The sequence below is a fragment of the Candidatus Aminicenantes bacterium genome (assembly GCA_026393855.1).
Classification (GTDB): Bacteria; Acidobacteriota; Aminicenantia; order Aminicenantales; family UBA4085; genus UBA4085.
On sequence record JAPKZJ010000024.1, the window covers coordinates 1 to 16820 of the forward strand.

20 protein-coding genes are annotated in these 16820 nt (G+C 64.1%); 11 read left to right on the top strand and 9 right to left on the bottom strand.

The window, feature by feature from the left end:
• The 11 genes from NTZ26_03530 to NTZ26_03580 form a co-directional block, all read left to right on the top strand.
• A partial coding sequence (locus NTZ26_03530; protein ID MCX6559563.1) for a histidine kinase occupies nt 1-191 on the top strand: 191 nt, incomplete at its 5' end.
• A 38-nt stretch (nt 192-229) separates the two neighbouring features.
• Nucleotides 230-2575 (top strand): DEAD/DEAH box helicase, encoded by a 2346-nt coding sequence (locus tag NTZ26_03535; GenBank protein ID MCX6559564.1) that lies wholly within the window; start codon nt 230-232, stop codon nt 2573-2575.
• Between the two features lie 597 nt (nt 2576-3172).
• Nucleotides 3173-4075 carry a hypothetical protein gene (locus tag NTZ26_03540; protein MCX6559565.1) on the top strand — a complete coding sequence of 301 codons (903 nt, stop codon included), beginning with the start codon at nt 3173-3175 and terminating at the stop codon, nt 4073-4075.
• A gap of 76 nt (nt 4076-4151) precedes the next feature.
• A complete protein-coding gene (tolQ, locus tag NTZ26_03545; GenBank protein MCX6559566.1) occupies nt 4152-4835 on the top strand; it encodes a protein TolQ in 684 nt (227 codons plus the stop codon).
• Nucleotides 4822-5262 carry a biopolymer transporter ExbD gene (locus NTZ26_03550; protein MCX6559567.1) on the top strand — a complete coding sequence of 147 codons (441 nt, stop codon included), beginning with the start codon at nt 4822-4824 and terminating at the stop codon, nt 5260-5262. Before tolQ ends, NTZ26_03550 begins: the two co-directional genes overlap by 14 nt.
• Complete coding sequence (locus NTZ26_03555; GenBank protein ID MCX6559568.1) at nt 5259-6098, top strand: energy transducer TonB; 840 nt, start codon at nt 5259-5261, stop codon at nt 6096-6098. Before NTZ26_03550 ends, NTZ26_03555 begins: the two co-directional genes overlap by 4 nt.
• Entirely contained in the window at nt 6095-7396 is a 1302-nt protein-coding gene (gene tolB, locus NTZ26_03560; protein MCX6559569.1) for a Tol-Pal system beta propeller repeat protein TolB, read from the top strand. The genes NTZ26_03555 and tolB overlap by 4 nt, the downstream gene beginning before the upstream one ends.
• Before the next feature lie 110 nt (nt 7397-7506).
• Entirely contained in the window at nt 7507-8055 is a 549-nt protein-coding gene (gene pal, locus NTZ26_03565) for a peptidoglycan-associated lipoprotein Pal (protein ID MCX6559570.1), read from the top strand.
• Between the two features lie 12 nt (nt 8056-8067).
• The gene (gene bamD / locus NTZ26_03570) at nt 8068-8943 is read left to right on the top strand and encodes an outer membrane protein assembly factor BamD (protein ID MCX6559571.1); all 876 of its coding nucleotides are present in this window, start codon (nt 8068-8070) and stop codon (nt 8941-8943) included.
• Nucleotides 8940-9428, top strand: a complete 489-nt coding sequence (gene ssb / locus NTZ26_03575; GenBank protein ID MCX6559572.1) for a single-stranded DNA-binding protein — start codon at nt 8940-8942, stop codon at nt 9426-9428. Before bamD ends, ssb begins: the two co-directional genes overlap by 4 nt.
• Nucleotides 9412-9807 carry a phosphomannose isomerase type II C-terminal cupin domain gene (locus tag NTZ26_03580; protein ID MCX6559573.1) on the top strand — a complete coding sequence of 132 codons (396 nt, stop codon included), beginning with the start codon at nt 9412-9414 and terminating at the stop codon, nt 9805-9807. The genes ssb and NTZ26_03580 overlap by 17 nt, the downstream gene beginning before the upstream one ends.
• Nucleotide 9808: 1 nt before the next feature.
• Here NTZ26_03580 and NTZ26_03585 read toward each other — a convergent pair whose 3' ends face one another.
• From NTZ26_03585 to lptB, 9 genes are all read right to left on the bottom strand, one after another.
• Entirely contained in the window at nt 9809-10117 is a 309-nt protein-coding gene (locus tag NTZ26_03585) for a hypothetical protein (GenBank protein ID MCX6559574.1), read from the bottom strand.
• Between the two features lie 77 nt (nt 10118-10194).
• Nucleotides 10195-11964, bottom strand: a complete 1770-nt coding sequence (gene ptsP, locus NTZ26_03590) for a phosphoenolpyruvate--protein phosphotransferase (protein ID MCX6559575.1) — start codon at nt 11962-11964, stop codon at nt 10195-10197.
• A gap of 3 nt (nt 11965-11967) precedes the next feature.
• Nucleotides 11968-12237 (bottom strand): HPr family phosphocarrier protein, encoded by a 270-nt coding sequence (locus NTZ26_03595; protein ID MCX6559576.1) that lies wholly within the window; start codon nt 12235-12237, stop codon nt 11968-11970.
• A gap of 7 nt (nt 12238-12244) precedes the next feature.
• The gene (locus tag NTZ26_03600; protein ID MCX6559577.1) at nt 12245-12652 is read right to left on the bottom strand and encodes a hypothetical protein; all 408 of its coding nucleotides are present in this window, start codon (nt 12650-12652) and stop codon (nt 12245-12247) included.
• Nucleotides 12649-13506, bottom strand: a complete 858-nt coding sequence (rapZ, locus tag NTZ26_03605) for an RNase adapter RapZ (protein ID MCX6559578.1) — start codon at nt 13504-13506, stop codon at nt 12649-12651. The genes NTZ26_03600 and rapZ overlap by 4 nt, the downstream gene beginning before the upstream one ends.
• Complete coding sequence (locus NTZ26_03610) at nt 13503-14090, bottom strand: hypothetical protein (GenBank protein ID MCX6559579.1); 588 nt, start codon at nt 14088-14090, stop codon at nt 13503-13505. Before NTZ26_03610 ends, rapZ begins: the two co-directional genes overlap by 4 nt.
• The gene (gene raiA, locus NTZ26_03615; GenBank protein MCX6559580.1) at nt 14087-14620 is read right to left on the bottom strand and encodes a ribosome-associated translation inhibitor RaiA; all 534 of its coding nucleotides are present in this window, start codon (nt 14618-14620) and stop codon (nt 14087-14089) included. Before raiA ends, NTZ26_03610 begins: the two co-directional genes overlap by 4 nt.
• Complete coding sequence (gene rpoN, locus NTZ26_03620) at nt 14617-16077, bottom strand: RNA polymerase factor sigma-54 (GenBank protein MCX6559581.1); 1461 nt, start codon at nt 16075-16077, stop codon at nt 14617-14619. The genes raiA and rpoN overlap by 4 nt, the downstream gene beginning before the upstream one ends.
• Before the next feature lie 19 nt (nt 16078-16096).
• Nucleotides 16097-16819: an LPS export ABC transporter ATP-binding protein gene (gene lptB / locus NTZ26_03625; GenBank protein ID MCX6559582.1), complete on the bottom strand. Its 723-nt coding sequence runs from the start codon at nt 16817-16819 to the stop codon at nt 16097-16099.
• Between the last annotated feature and the right edge of the window lies 1 nt (nt 16820).

A 16820-nucleotide genomic window follows, 5' to 3' on the forward strand; every position in this document is an offset into this window, starting at 1 on the left:
TGGACGGGATCGAGGCCGCGGCACGCATCCGCGCCGAGGGGAGCGGCGTCCCGATCATCTTCATGTCCGGCTATCCCCAGGACGAAGCCTTCCTGGCGCGGGTCCGGCCTCTCCACCCGCTCGCCTGCCTGGACAAGCCGATCATCTTCGAAGAGCTGCTGGCCGCGCTCGACGCTCTCCCGGCCTCTTGAACGACTCCCGCTTCTGGGCTAGCATGGACGCAAAGCCCATGACCCGCACCGAAAGCCTCCTCAAGTCCCTCGAGCTCATCCGCGACCTGGCCCTCAAGACCGACTCGCTGAAGGCCGTCAAGCACCTGCCGGCCCAAGAGGGGAAGTACGAGGAATACCCGGCCGAGGTCCATCCCGACCTGGTTAAAACCTTCAAGGGCAAGGGCTTCGAGCGCCTTTACACCCACCAGCACTCCTGCTGGGAAGCCGTCACGGCCGGCAAGAACGCCGTCGTCGTCACCCCCACAGCCTCGGGCAAGACCCTCTGCTACAACCTGCCCGTCCTCGACGCCATGGTCAAGGACCCTTCGGCCCGGGCCCTCTATCTCTTCCCGACCAAGGCCCTGGCCAACGACCAGCGGGCCGAGCTGGACGAGACGCTCAAGACCCTGCCCGGCGAAATCCGCGTCTTCACCTACGACGGCGACACGCCGCAGGACGCCCGCAAGGCCATCCGGGCTCGCGGTCACATCGTCCTGACCAACCCGGACATGCTCCACTCCGGCATCCTGCCGCACCACACCAAGTGGATCAAGCTGTTCGAGAACCTCAAGTACATCGTCATCGACGAGCTGCACAACTACCGCGGCATCTTCGGCTCGCACCTGGCCAACGTCCTGCGCCGGCTGAAGCGGGTGGCCGCCTTCTACGGGGCCAAGCCGCAGTTCATCCTCTGCACGGCCACCATCGCCAACCCGGTCGAGATGGCCGAGAAGATGATCGAGGAACCGGTCGTTCTGGTCGACAACAACGGCGCCCCGCGGGGCGAGAAGTACTTTCTCTTCTACACCCCGCCCGTCGTCAACGCCGCCCTGGGCATCCGCCGGTCCTACGTCAACGAGACCCGCCGCATCGCCGCCATCTTTTTGCGCCACGGCCTGCAGACCATCGTCTTCGCCCAGAGCCGCCTGCTGACCGAAGTCCTACTGACCTACCTCAAGGAGGACATCGAGAAGACGATCCGTGACGAGGGCCTGATCCGCGGCTACCGCGGCGGCTACCTGCCGATCAAGCGCCGCGAGATCGAGAAGGGCCTGCGCGAGGGCAAGATCCTGGGCGTCGTCTCGACCAACGCCCTGGAGCTGGGCATCGACATCGGGACCCTCGACGTGGCCGTCCTGGCCGGCTACCCCGGCACTATCGCCTCGACCTGGCAGCGGGCCGGCCGAGCCGGGCGGAAGACAGGCACCTCGGCCGCCGTGCTGGTGGCCAACAGCGCCCCGCTCGACCAGTTCATCGTCAACAACCCCGACTACTTCTTCGGCGGCATCCCGGAGAAGGCCCTCATCAACCCCGACAACCTGACCATCCTGATCAGCCACATCGAGTGTGCCTCGTTCGAGCTGCCCTTCCAGGACGGCGAGACCTTCGGCCGGGCCGAGATCGGCGAGATCCTCAAGTTCCTGGAGGAGGAGAAGCTCGTCCACCACTCCAAGGACAAATGGTACTGGACCTCGGACGCCTACCCGGCCGACGGGGTCAGCCTGCGCTCGATCAGCTCGGACAACTTCGTAGTCGTGGACACGACCGGTCCCCACAAAGTCATCGCCGAGGTCGACTTCACCGCCGCCCTGACCACCCTGCACGAGAAGGCCATCTATATCTGCGAGGGCGAGCAGTACTTCGTCGAGAAGCTCGACTACGAGCAGCGCAAGGCCTACGTCAAGAAGACCGACATCGACTACTACACCGACGCCATCGACTACACCAAGATCAAGATCCTGGACCAGTTCGACAAGAAGCGGCTGGACCGCTTCGACGTCCGCCACGGCGAGGTTCACGTGGCGACGCAGGTCGTGGGGTTCAAGAAGATCAAGTTTCACACCATGGAGAACGTCGGCGCGGGCGACTTGAGCCTGCCCCAGAACGAGATGCACACCACGGCCTACTGGGTCACCGTCCCGGCCGACATGCTGCAGTCCCTGGAATACTCCTCCGAGCAAAAGATCAACGGCCTCTACGGCCTGGCCTACATCATGCATCACGTGGCGCCGCTGTTCCTGATGTGCGACATCCACGACATCGGCGTCTCGCTGGGCGATAACTCGACCGGCGAGTCCATCCCGCCCAAGGATTTGCTGGCCAAGATCCAGCCCCTGCGCGGCCCGGTTTACGCCGACACGGACTTCGAGCCCAACATCTTCATCTACGACAACTACCCCGGCGGGATCGGCTTGAGCCCCTCGCTCTACGACCTCGACACGACCCTCCTCGAGCACTGCCTGCGGACGATCAAGGCCTGCCCCTGCAAGGACGGCTGCCCGTCCTGCGTCGGCCCGACCAAGGAGAGCGGAGAGATGGCCAAGGAAGTGGCCCTGGACATTCTGGACCGGCTGCTGGGATAAGAACTCGTTATAGCGGAATCTCTTCCATTCTGTGCGGCCTGCGTCATGGCGTGCGGCCCGGCAACGCTTTGGTAGTCCTCGTAACGACTAGCGCTTCGCACGTCGTCGCGAGGGCGGTTTCGGCCTCTTCTCGCCTTTTCCCACAGCTCTCCTCGGCGCCTCAAGCGCTTCGCAGTCCTCGTAGGGACGTCGCTTCGACAATCCCCGCGAGGGCGGAACTGCGCGTCCCAGATCACCCAATCTTCTTGACCTCCCCCTCCGTTTCGATTCCGCCAGATGGTCGCGTGCTCAAACATCCCTCGGCGCCCGTTGGGTCCCCTCGAAGAGGGGCAAAAAAAGGCTAAAACCTCGCTATTTCGCCGTTGGCCGGATACTACTCCGCTTCACCATCCCACACAGAATGGAAGAGGCTTCTTTATGTACCAATTGTCCCCTAAAAAGGACGCTCCAGTCGTGACACTGAAGTTCCCCCAAGACGGAACGATTTGGCCCGAATCTGGCAGCCGGAAAAGACGGGGAGTATTGAGCCATCGGGCAGGCAAGCCGATCTTGGACAATCCGACCCCGCTTTGAACATAATGATTATGGGGGGTGACCATGAACAAACGGAAGCTCGTTAGGACCGCGGTGTGCTTTCTTCTCGTGGCCGGTTTGACCGCCGAAGCCGCGCCGGGCCCTCGGAAAGCCGCCGGTCCCGACGTGACTTTGGAAGCCGTCCTGGCCAAAGCCCAAAGCTACTGCCGGCGCTTGGACGCGGCCGCCTTGGACTTCACTTGTCGGGAGGAAGTCAAAGAGAAGACCAATACCCGCAGCCAGCCGCAAGGGATCTCCATGCAGAACATGCCGACGTTCGTGTCGTCCAAGCCGGGAGCGCTCCGGGTAACGCCTCCTCCGGCGGAGTCTTTCTTGGACACGACCTATCTCTACGACTACCAATACACTCGAAATTCTGCCGGCATGAAGCAGCGGCGGGATCTACTGAAGAAGGATGGCGAAGATCTTGAGGAATTCGACACCCGGATAAAGTCCATCCATTTTGCGTTCGCCGACATCTTCTTCGGGCCTTCCCGGCTGCTGGGCCAAACGGCGGGGGAAACGCACACTTATACTCTGTTGAAAACCGAGAAAATCAAGGGCCAACCTACCGCCGTGATCGTTTGCGCCCCCAAGGACACGGGCGGCGAACGAGCCCTGTCGGGCAAAGCGTGGGTCCGCATCGAGGACGGGGCCGTCTTGAAGATCGAGTGGGACCCGACGACCTTCGGCGGATGGAAAGAGGTCCTGGCCGTGGCCGATCGGTACAAAATGAAACCCCAGATCAAATCCCTGACCGAGTTTCGGGTTGAACAAAACGGTCTCCGCTTCCCCAGCCAACACGTCACGGAGGAAGTCTATGACGGCGGCGGGGCCAACATCTTCACCCGCTCCGTGACCTCCGCCAAATACGAGGGATATAAGTTCTCCACCGTCGAGATTCCAACCGAGATTATCAAGCACTAACGGATTTCCCCGCGGGGGGCCTCTGGCTGCCCTTTTTCATTCCCCGCCCCCCTGTGCTACAATTGTCCGGACGCCCATGAATATTATCAAGCTTCTCTCCGACGCCACCCTGGTGGTCAAGGCCATCCTCCTCATTCTGCTGTTCTTCTCGGTCTTTTCCTGGACCATCATCATCTACAAACGGCGGGCCCTTCGGACCGCGACCGCCCAGTCGCGCAAGTTCCTCGAGGTCTTCAAGAAAAGCCGCAATCTGACCGAGGTTCAGGACGCCGCCAAGACCTATCCGGGCAGCCCCCTGGCCTCCATTTTCCAAGCCGGCTACAAGGAAATCGCCTACCTGGCCAAGCAGCAGCAGGCGGCAGGCGCGGCCGGGACCGGGAACGGCAACGGCTCCCGGCTGGAGAACCTCGGCCGGGCCATGACCAAGGCCAGCAACGGCGAGGTGGCCCGCATGGAAAAGATGATGGGCTTCCTGGCCACGACCGGCAGCGTCACGCCCTTCATCGGCCTCTTCGGCACGGTCTGGGGCATCATGTACACCTTCCTCAGCATCGGCGTCACCCGCTCGACCAGCCTGGTCGTCGTCGCCCCCGGCATCGCCGAGGCCCTCATCGCCACCGCGGTCGGGCTGTTCGCCGCCATCCCCGCGGTCATCGCCTACAACGCCTTCCTGCACCGGATCAAGGACCAGATCACGGACATGGAGGATTTCTCGCTCGAGCTCCTGAGCATCGCGGAGCGCCTCTATGGTACTCCCTAAGCTCGGCTCTCTCCGCTCCAAGCGCGAGATCGGAACCTCGCTGTCGGAGATCAACGTCACCCCGTTCATCGACGTCATGCTGGTCCTGCTGATCATCTTCATGGTCACCACCCCGATGATGCAGTCGGGCATCGGCGTCAACCTGCCCACAGCCGAGACCGACAACGCCCCGGCCGAGGACGGCCTGCGCCTGACCATCACGCCCGACAAGTACATCCACATCGGCGAGTCGATCATCAACGTCAACCTGCTCGAGCAGAGAATACTGAATTATTTCGCCGGCAAGCCCAAGAAAGTCGTCTTTCTGCAGGCCGATAAGGACCTCCCCTATGGCTACATCATGGAGATCATGGACCTGGTCAAGAAGGCCGGGGTCGAAGTGGTCGGCCTGATGACCGAGCCCAAAGAGGTCAAGGACAAGGAATGAGTAACCGGGCCTTCAAGAGGGCCCTCTATTGGTCGGCGGGGGCCCACCTGGCGCTTCTGCTGCTGTTCATCGTCAACCCCAGCCTGCCCAAGTCCGGCCCCAAGGGCCAAATTCTTTTCGTCAATCTGGGCTCGATGGGCGGAGGCGGCGGGAACGGCGGCAGCGGCGGCGGAATGCGCGGCCCGGCCGGCGGGGGGGCCACCGAAACCGTGGCCGAGACCCCCTTGCCCAAGCCGCAGCTTCGCGACCTGACCACGGCCCAGAAAGTCCAGGCGGACGCGGGGTCCGAGCTTCGCTACCCGACATCCAAGACCAAGCCGGCCCGTAAAAAGCCGGTCCCCGAGAAGAAAGCCGCTTCGCTCAACCGGCCTGATCCCAACGCCAAGACGGGCAAGACGCCGGCCGACAAAACGGCCGGGACCACGGGAACCTCGACCGGCCGGACCGGCGGGGGCGGCGGGACGGGCCTGACCATCGGCGGCGGCGCCCCCGGCTACGGCGAGGGCGCCGGACTGGGCGGCTACGGCGGCATGATCGGCGAGTCCAACTTCCCCTACCAGTATTACCTCCAGAACATCCAGGACCGCATCTCCGGCCGCTGGCGCGAGTCGCTCGTCGATCCCGGAGTCACGGGCAATTTCCGGACCACGGTCTATTTCCGCATCTTCCGCAACGGCACCATCTCCCGGGTCGAGGTCAAGGAGCCCAGCGGCCTGCGCCCGCTCGACCTGTCGTCCCAGCGGGCCGTCACCGACGCCGCTCCCTTCCCCCCGCTCCCCGACGACTACGACGAGGAGTACCTGGGCATCATTCTCATCTTCGAGTACATTAAATGAAAAAACTCTCTCTTCTCCTGTTCGGACTGATCGCCTTCCTCCTCGCCGCCGCCGGGTCGGCCGCCGCCCAGCAGGAAGTCGTCCTGACCATCCGCGACGGCCAGCCCGCCATCTCCTTCGCCCTGCCGCCCTTTGCCGCCTCCGCGCAGGCCCGGGCTGCAGCCGACGAGATCCACGGCATCCTGGAGGCCGATCTCAAGTACACCCGCGTCTTCGCCCTCCTGCCCAAAAGCTACTACGCCTACATCCAGACCCAAAGCCTGCGGACCATCCGCTTCGAGGACTGGCAGTCCATCAACGCCGCCGTTCTCTTCACCGGCGAGGTCTCGCTGGGGTCCAACGGCGACCTGGTCCTGGAGCGCAACTTCTACGACGTCAAGTCCAAGCGCCAGATCCTGCCGGGCAAGCGCTACCAGGCCAAGCCGGCCGACCTGCGCTTTCTGGCTCACCGCATGGCCGATGAGATCATGAAGTCCTACGGCGAGAAGCCGCTCTTCACCTCCAAGATCGCCTTTGTCAGCGACCGCGACGGCAACGACGAGCTGTACATGATGGACTACGACGGGGCCAATCAAACCCGGCTGACCTTCAACAAAGTTTTGGACTACTCGCCTGCCTGGGCCTCTGATGCCTCCCGCCTGGCTTATACTTCGTACCAAAATCTGGTTGCCGGGCTCTACATTCTGGATGTCTATGAGGGCAAGAGGACCACAGTCTCGATCCGGGGCGGCAATTTCACGCCGACTTGGTCGCCCGACGGCAAAAAGCTGGCCTTCGGCTCCTCCATGGACGGAAACCAAGAAATCTATGCCGCCGACGTCGAGTCCGGCCCGACCCGGGTCGGCAAGATCAAGCGCCTGACATTCTCGCCGGCCAGCGATATCTCCCCGACCTGGTCGCCCAACGGCCGCGAGATCGCCTTCACCTCGGACCGCGGCGGGACGCCCCAGATCTACCTCATGGACGCCGAAGGCGGCAACATCCGCCGTCTCTCCTTCGGGGCCAATTACCACGATTCGCCTGCCTGGTCGCCCAACGGCGACCAGATCGTCTACGTGGCCCGGGTCGACAATGTCTTCGATCTCTACATCTACAACATCCGGACCCGCGCCATCCAGAAGCTGACCGAGAGCAACGCCCGCAACGAGTCGCCCTCCTGGTCGCCGGACGGCCGCCACGTCGTCTTCACCTCCAACATGAAGGGCGGGACCCAGGTCTGGGCCATCGACGTCGACGGGGCCAATCTGCGCCCGTTGACGGCCAAAGGACAGAATAAGCTGGCTGATTGGAGCAATTAGCCCCTTTTAGCCCCTTTTCGTTGACAGGCCGCCCGAATTCATGTAAATAAGAGGCTGCCCTAACGAACCTATTTGCGGTTTCGGCCGCATGACCACTTAGAGGAGGATCTATGAAACGCGCTCTCATCCTGGCCCTTGTTTGTATCGTCGCCGTCACTTTCGCCACGTCCTGCAAGCCCAAGGTCAAGCCGACCCCCTCCGCGCCGCAGGTTAAGGAACAGCCTAAGGTTGAACAGGTCGCCTCGCAGCCCGCGGTTGCGAAGCCGTCGCTGAGCGAAGAGGAAGTCTTCCTGGCCAAGTCGCTCGACCAGATCAACAAGGAAAAGCCCCTGGCCTTGATCAACTTCGACTACGACAAGTTCGATATCCGGGAAGACGCCAAGTCGACCCTGGAATCCAACGCCGCCTGGCTGAAGAAGTGGAGAAGCGCCAAGATCCTCGTCGAAGGCCATTGCGACGAGCGCGGCACCGAAGACTACAACCTGGCCCTGGGCGAGAAGCGGGCCAAGGCCGCCTATGAATACCTCGTCGGTCTGGGCATCCCGGCCGAACGGATGAAGACGATCTCCTACGGCAAGAGCCAGCCCCTCGACATGGGCAAGGAAGATTCGGCCTTCGCCAAGAACCGCCGCGACCAGTTCCTGATCATCGAAAAATAAGCCGTTAAGGCCATGAAAAAAGCCCTCGGGGCGGCGCTCGTTCTCATCCTGGCCGGCCTGGCGGCCGGTCAGGATCGGGAGAAGAAGACCTACGAGCTTCTCTACGAGGACGTTCAGCTGCTGAAGCAGCAGGTCCAACGCCTGGACAAAAAGCTCGACTCGACCGCCGAGGATCTTCGCCAAATCAAGGACCTGTTCGGGCAGCTGCAGTCCGCCGTCAAGGCCCTGCAGACCGATCAGGCCAAGATCGGGGACGGCGTCCGCGCCGTCCCGACCCAGTACCAGGTCCTGACGGACAAGCTGGGCCAGGTCGAAGCCCTCCTGGGCCGGCTGGTCGATGAAGTCGGCGCTCTCAAATCCCAGCCGGCGGCTTCGACCGATCCCGAGGCCAAGCCCAAGGACGACGCCCCCCCAGGGAAAAAGCCCCGCGACAAGGAACCGGCCGGCAAGGCCGATCCGGACGCCAACAAGCCCGACAATCCGGCCAAGCCGCCGACGGGCAACCTGTCGGCCGTCGAGGTCTTCAACACGGCCCAGGCCGACTACGGCAAGGGCAACTACGATCTGGCCATTGACGGCTTCGCCATGTACCGGGAGTCCTTTCCGGCCAGCCCCCTGGCCGACAACGCCCTGTACATGATCGGCGAGTGCTATTACAGCCAGAAGAAGTACCAGAAGGCCGTCGATGCCCTGGACGACCTGATCATGACCTTTCCGCTGAGCGATAAGATCGAGGCGGCCTACCTCAAGAAAGGCTACGCCTTGGCCGAGCTGAAGAGGAAGGACGAAGCCGTGGGCGTGCTCAAGTACCTGGTGGCCAAGTACCCCATCGCGGAGGAAGCCCGCCAGGCGCAAGAGAAGCTGAAGGAGCTCCTGGAACGACAATGAGAGACGTCAACAGTCTGAACAAGGTCATCCTCGTCGGGCGACTGGGCCAAAAGCCCGAAATCAAAGTCCTGCCCCAGGGCGATCGTTCCCTGGCCCGCTTCAGCCTGGCCACCAACGAGAAAGCCTATAACCCCACGACCGGCGAATCCACGGCCAAGACGGAGTGGCATCGGATCGTGGTCTGGGGCAAGCTGGCCGAGTTCTGCGAAAAATACCTGGACCAGGGCAAGCAGGTCCTGATCGAGGGCAAGCTCCGGACCCGGAGCTGGCAGGATCGGGACGGCAACAAGCGCTCCACGACCGAGATCGAAGCTTACAGCATCGTCCTGCTGGGCCGGCGCGAAGGCGGACCCGAGGGCGAGACATACGAACGCCGGCCGGCGACCCCGTCCAGCGGACCGGTCTATCAGGACCCGGTCGTCTCCGAGTTCCCGGCCGACGACGGCCCGGGTGAGGCCGGGGGCGACGATGAAGTCCCCTTCTGACGACGAGCGGGCCTACCGCGACGCCATCCTCGAAGATCGCCGGCCCTGGGGCCGATTCCGCTCTTATCCTCCCCGCGACGCCGCAGCCATCAAGATCATCACGGTCGACCCGGGCGGGACGTTGTCCCTGCAGTATCACGCCCGGCGGGCGGAGTTCTGGGTCGCCCTGGACGAGGGGCTGGAAATCACGGTCGGCGAACGGACCTGGCGGCCGGCCCGCGGCGAAGAAATCTACATTCCCCGCGGCGCGGCTCACCGCCTCCGCTCGGCCGGGACGGCCCCGGCCCGGATCATGGAAATCTGGCTCGGCGACTCGGACGAGTCCGACATCGTCCGCATAGACGACGTCTACGGCCGGACCGATCCGGCCAGCAAGTAAATCAGATCGTCGCCCCGGTCTGCACCGGCGCCTGCAGCATGATCGGGTGCCCCGCCACCAGCATGTAGATCCCGAAGGCCAGGCCCAGCCCCAGCACCAGCCAGCCCAGCAGGTTGTTGACCTTGGCCACCAGCAGGAGGATGTTGTAGTGGGGGCCGTGCACGCCTTCCTTGCGGGAATTGTGGGCCATTTCACGGATGGCCAGCAGGAGCTGGCCGAAGGCGATGATGGCCATGCCGACGATGGCCGACCAGAGGATGATGGCCACTCCGATGACGATGTTGCTGATCGTGAACGACTGTGCTTCCATGCGCGAGCCTCCTTGCGGTGTTCTATGCCCGAACCCCGACGCCGTTTTCCCGGCACGAACTGCCGGGAAGCCGGACGTCAGGACGAAAGGCCGATCTGGAGAAACGCCTCGGGATGGCGGATGAGGAGCTTCTCGATCAGGAATTCCTCAACCTCTTGAGCCGACTTGAGAGCCATGGCCTGGTGGACGACCCGGCGGACGGTCTTGGCCTCGACCGCCCGGAGGGCTTTCTTGACCCGCGGGATGAAGATCGGGTTCATGCTGAACCGGCGCAAGCCGAGCCCCAGCAAAACCATGGCCGGCAGCGGGTCGGCGGCCATCTCGCCGCAGACGGCCACTTCCTTGCCGGCCCGGTCGGCCGTCTCGATGACGAACCGGAGCAGGCGCAGAACCGACGGATGAAGGGGCTTGTAGAGATAGGCCACGTCCTCGTTGGAGCGGTCGGCAGCCAGGTAGTACTGGATGAGGTCGTTGGTCCCGATGCTGAGAAAGTCGACTTCCTTGACCAGGATGTCGGTCAGGGCGGCGGCCGCCGGAACCTCGATCATGATCCCCAGCGGCAGGTCCGGATCGAAGGGGATCTTGGCCGCGGCCAGCTCGGCCTTGACCTCGGCGAAGAGCAGCTTGATCTCGCCGATCTCCTCGATCTCGGTGATCATCGGGATGGTCACCCGGATGTTCTTCTGGGCGCTGGCCCGCAGGATGGCCCGTAATTGGACCCGGAAGATCTCCCGGTATTTGAGCGAGAAGCGGATGGCCCGCAGGCCGAGGGCCGGGTTGGGCTCCTTCTGGATGCGCAGGATCGGCAGGCTCTTGTCGCCGCCGATGTCGATGGTCCGGATATAGACCGGGTGCGGATAGACGTCCTTGGCCAGCTTGGAGTAGACGGCGAAATGCTCCTCTTCGGTCGGCAGGGCGTCCCGCTGCAGGTAGATGAACTCGGACCGGAACAGGCCCACCCCCTCGGCCCCGTAGGACAGGGCATGGTGGATCTCCTCCGGCAGCTCGATGTTGGCCATCGGGAAAAAGCGGACGTCGTCGCGAGTGGCCGACTTCAGCTTGGCCACATTGCGCAGCTCGCGGCGATAGGCGTCGTACTTGTCCTTCTTGCTCTGGAATTCCTTGCGGACCGCGGGCGGCGGGTTGACGATGACCTCGCCGTCCGTGCCGTCGACGATCAGGATGTCGCCGTTGCGGATGCGCTGGGTGATGTCGTGCAGGCCGACCACGGTCGGGATGTTCATCGAGCGGGCCAGGATGGCGGCGTGGGAAGTCGGCCCGCCCATGTCCATGGCCACGGCCAGGACGTTGCCCTGGCTGAACCGGACGGCGGCCTCGGAAGGGAGGAGATCATGGGCCACCAGGATGGTCGGGTGGTCGACCTCGGGCTCCGCTCCACCCTCGTCCGGGGCTAGATTGCGGTAGAGCTTGGTCATGACGTCCGTGACGTCGGACTTGCGCAGGCGCATGGTCTCATCGGGCAGGGCGTCGAAGATGCGGGCGTAGTGGGAATGGATCTCGGTCAGGGCGCTCTCGGCCGAGACGTGATCGTCCCGTATCTTGCGCTCGACCCCGGTCTTGAGGGTGGGATCGTCCAGGATCAACAGATGGGCGTCGAAGATAAAGGCGTGTTCCTCGCCCACCCGGGCCTGGATGGTGTCGCGGACCCGGACGAGCTCTTCCCGGGTTCGATCGGCGGCCTGGCGGAAGCGCTGGATCTCGGCCGCGGCGCGGGCAGGCGGGATCGGGGTCGTACGGCCGGAGAAAACGACCCGCTCGGTCAGGAAGGCCTCGGCCAGGGCGATCCCGGGCGAAACGCCCACTCCGCGCAGGCGCAGGATGTCCATGGCCTACTCTTTCTCGCCGAAGCGGCCGTCGATGAGCTCGACCAGGGCCTGCAGGGCGGTTTTTTCGTCCTCGCCCTTCAGGCGCAGCAGGATCGAGGAGCCCTGGGTGGCGGCCAAGGTCAAGATGCCCAGGATGCTCTTGCCGTCGATCTCGGAGCCGTCCTTGATGATCCGGATGTCGGCCCCGAAGCGGTTGGCGGTGTTGACGAACTTGACGGCGGCCCGGGCGTGCAGGCCGAGCCGGTTTTTGATCTGGACGTTGCGTTCGATCATGAGGACCTTAGCTCTTCGGGCCGGCCAGCAGGGCGCTGGCCAGGTGGATGTTCTTGCGGGCCTGCTCGACGACCTTGCGGGCCGTATCCTTGAGCCCGGACGACCGCTGCAGGGAACAGAACTTGATCAGCATGGGCAGGTTGACGCCGGTGATGATCTCGACTTGGCCTTCCTTCTGGAAGGTGAAGCTGAGGTTGGACGGGGTGCCGCCGAACATGTCGGTGAATATGACGACGCCGCTCTTCTGGTCGACCTTCTTCAGGCTGGCGCCGATGCGCTTCTTGGAGTCCTCGACGTCGTCGTACCAGCCGATCGAGACCGCTTCGATATTGGGGGCCTCGCCCAGGATGATGGTCAGGGCGTTCAGGAACTCCTCGCCCAGCTTGCCGTGGGAAACGATGATGCCGCCGATCATTTATAAATATCCCGATGCTCGACCTTTATATCATATTTCAAGGCCTGAAGGGTATCCTTGAGGGCATCGGCCACGGCCACCGAACGGTGCTTGCCGCCGGTGCAGCCGACGGCGACCACCAGGCGGCTCTTACCCTCGGCCGCGACCCGGGGCAGAAGGAAGCGCAGGAGGCGCCCCATCTCCTCCAGGTAAGCCCGGCTCTCGACCGCCCCCAGAACGAACTCGCGGACCCGGCGGTTCTTGCCGTTCTTGGCCCGCAGATCCTCGACATAGAACGGGTTGGGCAGAAAGCGGGCGTCGAAGACCAGGTCGGCATCAAGCGGCAGGCCGTACTTGTAGCCGAAGCTGACGATCAGGACGTGGAGGGGCGGCCGGCGCCGGCGCTGGAACCGCCGGCCCAAGCTCTCCTTGAGCTGGGCGATCGAGGTCTGGGAGGTGTCGATGACCTCGTCGGCCAGATTCTTGATCCCGGCCAGGCGGCGCCGCTCCAGCCGCACGCCCGCCAAGACCGACCGCCGGCGGGCCAGCGGGTGCGGCCGCCGGCTCTCGCCGAAGCGCTTGACCAGCGTGTCATCCGAGGCCTCCAGGAAGATCAGCCGGGCCGACCCGGTCCGCCGGATCTCCTCCCAGGCCTTGGGAAAGTCCGTCAGGAAGCCGTGCTCGCGGATATCCACGACCAGGGCCACCCGGTCGATGGCCAGCTCGCGGCGGCGCCAGAGCTGAAGGAGCGTCGGGATGAGCTTGGCCGGCAAATTGTCTACGCAGTAGTAGCCCAGGTCCTCCAGAAAACGGCTGACGACCGTCTTGCCCGATCCGGACAGCCCGGTCAGGATCAGGAAACGGTCGTCCTTCATGCCTTTCCCTTCCGGGGCTCGCGCCGAGTGAGGGCCCGGTCGAGCTTGCCGCACAGGTCGAGCGAGGCGATGTAGCCCCGCCGCCGCAGCAGATGGACCTTGCAGGCGACTTCGATGAGGGTGGCGATATTGCGGCCGGGGGCGACCGGGATGTTCATCTGGGGCACGCGAATCCCCTGGACGAGGGTGTCCTCGGGAAAGCGCAGACCGAGCCGGTCGAACTCCTTGCGCGGCTGCCATTTTTTCAGCCGGACGACCAAGTCGATCGGCGATTCCAGGGCGATCGAGTGCGGCCCGAAGATCTGCCGGATGTTGATGATGCCCAGGCCGCGGATTTCCATGAAAAACCGGCTCAGGGACGGGGCCCGGCCGATGACCCGGCCGCGCGCGCTGCGGACGATCTGGACGACGTCGTCGGTGACGAAGCGGTGCCCCCGGCAGACGAGCTCCAGGGCGCTCTCGCTCTTGCCGACGCCGCTGTCGCCGACGATCAGGACGCCCAGGCCGTACATCCGCAGGAGGCCTCCCGGGACGATGGCGAGGCCCGGGGTTGCGGCGCGCGGGCGGGGAAGGGCGCGGGTCATTCGGGTGCGACCAGCCCGACGTGGCCGTCCTTGCGGCGGTAGAGGACCGCCCAGCGGCCGCCGTCATCGGACCGGAACATCAGAACCTCGCGCTTCTTGGCTTCGAAAGCCATCAGGGCGTCCTCGACCGACATCGGCTTGACGGCGAAATAGTCGGCCCGGATGACCCGCCGTTCGGCCTCGGGCGGCGAAACGGGCTCGACCGGGGAGGCCAGGATCTTGCGCTCGCGGCCGCCGCGGCGCTTCTTCTCCCGTAACTTCTCGCGCTCCTTCTTCAGCTTCTTCTCCAGCGCTTCGAAGGCCCGGCGGACCGAGCTCTCCAGGTCGCGGCTTTCTTCGGTCACCAGCAAGCCGCCGCCCTTGCCCAGGACGTGGATCTCGATCTTGAAGTTGTCGCGCTGCTTGGCCGCGATGACGTCGACGTCGGTGGCGAAGGCCAGCAGCTTGGCCATCTCTTTCAGGCGGGCTTCGCTGAAAGCCCGCAGCTGGGGCACAAGAGCGGCATGGCGCGAGGTGATTTGCAGGTTCATGGCGTCCCCTCCATCTGGTATTTCCGTTTCCGGATATGCGAGGGCAGGATCTTCAATTGTTTGCGGTACTTGGCCACGGTTCGGCGGGCGATGTGGAAGTTCTCCCGGCCCAGGACGGCCTCGATCTCCATGTCGCTGAACGGGGCGGTCTTGTCCTCGGCCTCGACCATCTTGCGGATGCGGTCCTTGACCCGAAGCGAGGAGACGTCCTCGCCGGCGTCGCCGATCAGGGCCTTGTGGAAGAAGTACTTGAGCGAGTAGACGCCCTGCGGCGTCATGATGAACTTGTTGGCCACCACCCGGCCGACGGTGGACTCGTGGACCCCGATCTCCTGGGCGATCTCCATCAGGGTCAGGGGCCGGATAAAATCCATGCCCTTGTCGATGAAGTCCTTCTGTTTGTCGACGACGTAACGGGCCACCTTGAAGATGGTCTGGTCGCGCTGGTCGAGGCTCCGCAGGAACCACAGGGCCTTCTTCATTTTGTCCTTGAGAAAGTGGTAGGCGTCGGGGTTGTCTTTGAAGGCCTTGGCCAGGAGCTGGCGGTAATAGGCGTTGATCCGCAGCCGCGGCAGACCCTCGTCGTTGAGGCTGATCTTGAAGTCGTCGCCCTCCTTGGTCACGATGATGTCGGGAGTGATATAGGACGGGCGCGCCTTGCTGTATTTGCGGCCCGGGGTCGGATCGAGCCGCTTGATGACCTCGATGTGGTATTTGACGGCCGAGGCCGGCCGGCCCAAGAGCTTGGCCAACTGGGCGTAGTCGCACTTCTCCAAGAGCCCCAGATGCTGGGTGACGATCGTCCGGGCCGTCTCATCCTTGATCTCGAGATAATCCATCTGGGCCAGCAGGCATTCCTTGAGCTCGAGAGCCGCGACGCCGACGGGGTCGAAGGCCATGATCGTGCGGCGGACGGCTTCGACCCGTTCGACCGGCACCCCGATCGTCTCGGCCAGCTCCAGCGGCGGCACGGTCAAATAGCCGTCGTCGTTGATGTTGCCGATGATGCGCTCGGCGATATCCCGCTCGACCGGTTCGTGGAAAGTCAGGTTGGCCTGCCAGTCGAGATGGTCCCACAGGGTCGTCTCGCCGGCCAGGGTGTTCTCCATGGCCGGGATCTCGCGCCGCTCCTGGGAGGACGGACGGAAGCCGTCGTCGAAGTATTCCTGGAAATAGGACTCGAAGGCCGCGTCGTCGTCGTTCCCGGCCGGCTCCTCGGGTCCGGCCTCGAGGGCCTCGGTCTTGGCGGACTCGGCCGGCGCGTTGTCCTCGCTGGCCTCGGCCTGGCGGTCGATCGACTCGCCCTCCAGCTCGAGCATGGGGTTTTCGGACAGCTCCTCGTCGATGACCTCGATCAGCTCCAGATTGGTCATGGGCAGGAGCTTGATGGCCTGCTGCAGGGCCGGCGCCAGAATGAGCTTCTGGACCTGCCGCTGGTCGAGGCGTTGCTTCATCATGGTCGGCCGCGTTCCCGCCTCAGAGGCGGAACTCGTCCCCCAGATAGGTGCGGCGGACGCCCTCGGACGCCACGATCTCCTCCGGCGTGCCGGATTTGAAGACCACCCCTTTATCGATGATGGCGGCCCGGTCGCAGATCCGGAGCGTCTCGCGAACGGCGTGGTCGGTGATCAAAATGCCCAGGCCCTGGGCTTTGAGAGAGCGGATGATGGCCTGCAGGTCCTGGATGGCGATCGGGTCGATCCCGGTGAACGGCTCGTCCAGAAGCAGGAAGGACGGCCCCGTGGCCAGGGCTCGGGCGATTTCCAGCCGCCGCCTCTCGCCGCCGGACAGGGTGAAGGCCCGGGCTTTGGCTAGGGGGGTCAGCCCCAGCTCGCCCAGAATGGCGGAAGCCTGCGCCGCACCGGCGCTTTCCCCGGGCAGGGTCTCGAAGATCGAAAAGAGGTTCTCCTCCACGGTCAGCTTGCGGAAGGCGCTGGGGTCCTGGGGCAGGAGGCAGACGCCCTTGCGGGCCCGCAGGTACATCGGCAGGGAGGTGATGTCTTCGTCGTCCAGGAAAACGCGGCCGGCGTCCTGGGGCACGAGGCCCAGGATCATGGAAAAGGTGGTGGTTTTCCCGGCTCCGTTGGGGCCGAGGAGCCCGACGATTTCGCCCCCCCGGATCTCCAGGGAGACGTCGTCGACGACCGTCTTATCGTGGTAGCTTTTGCGAAGACCGACGGCTTTTAGCTGCGATTTCATC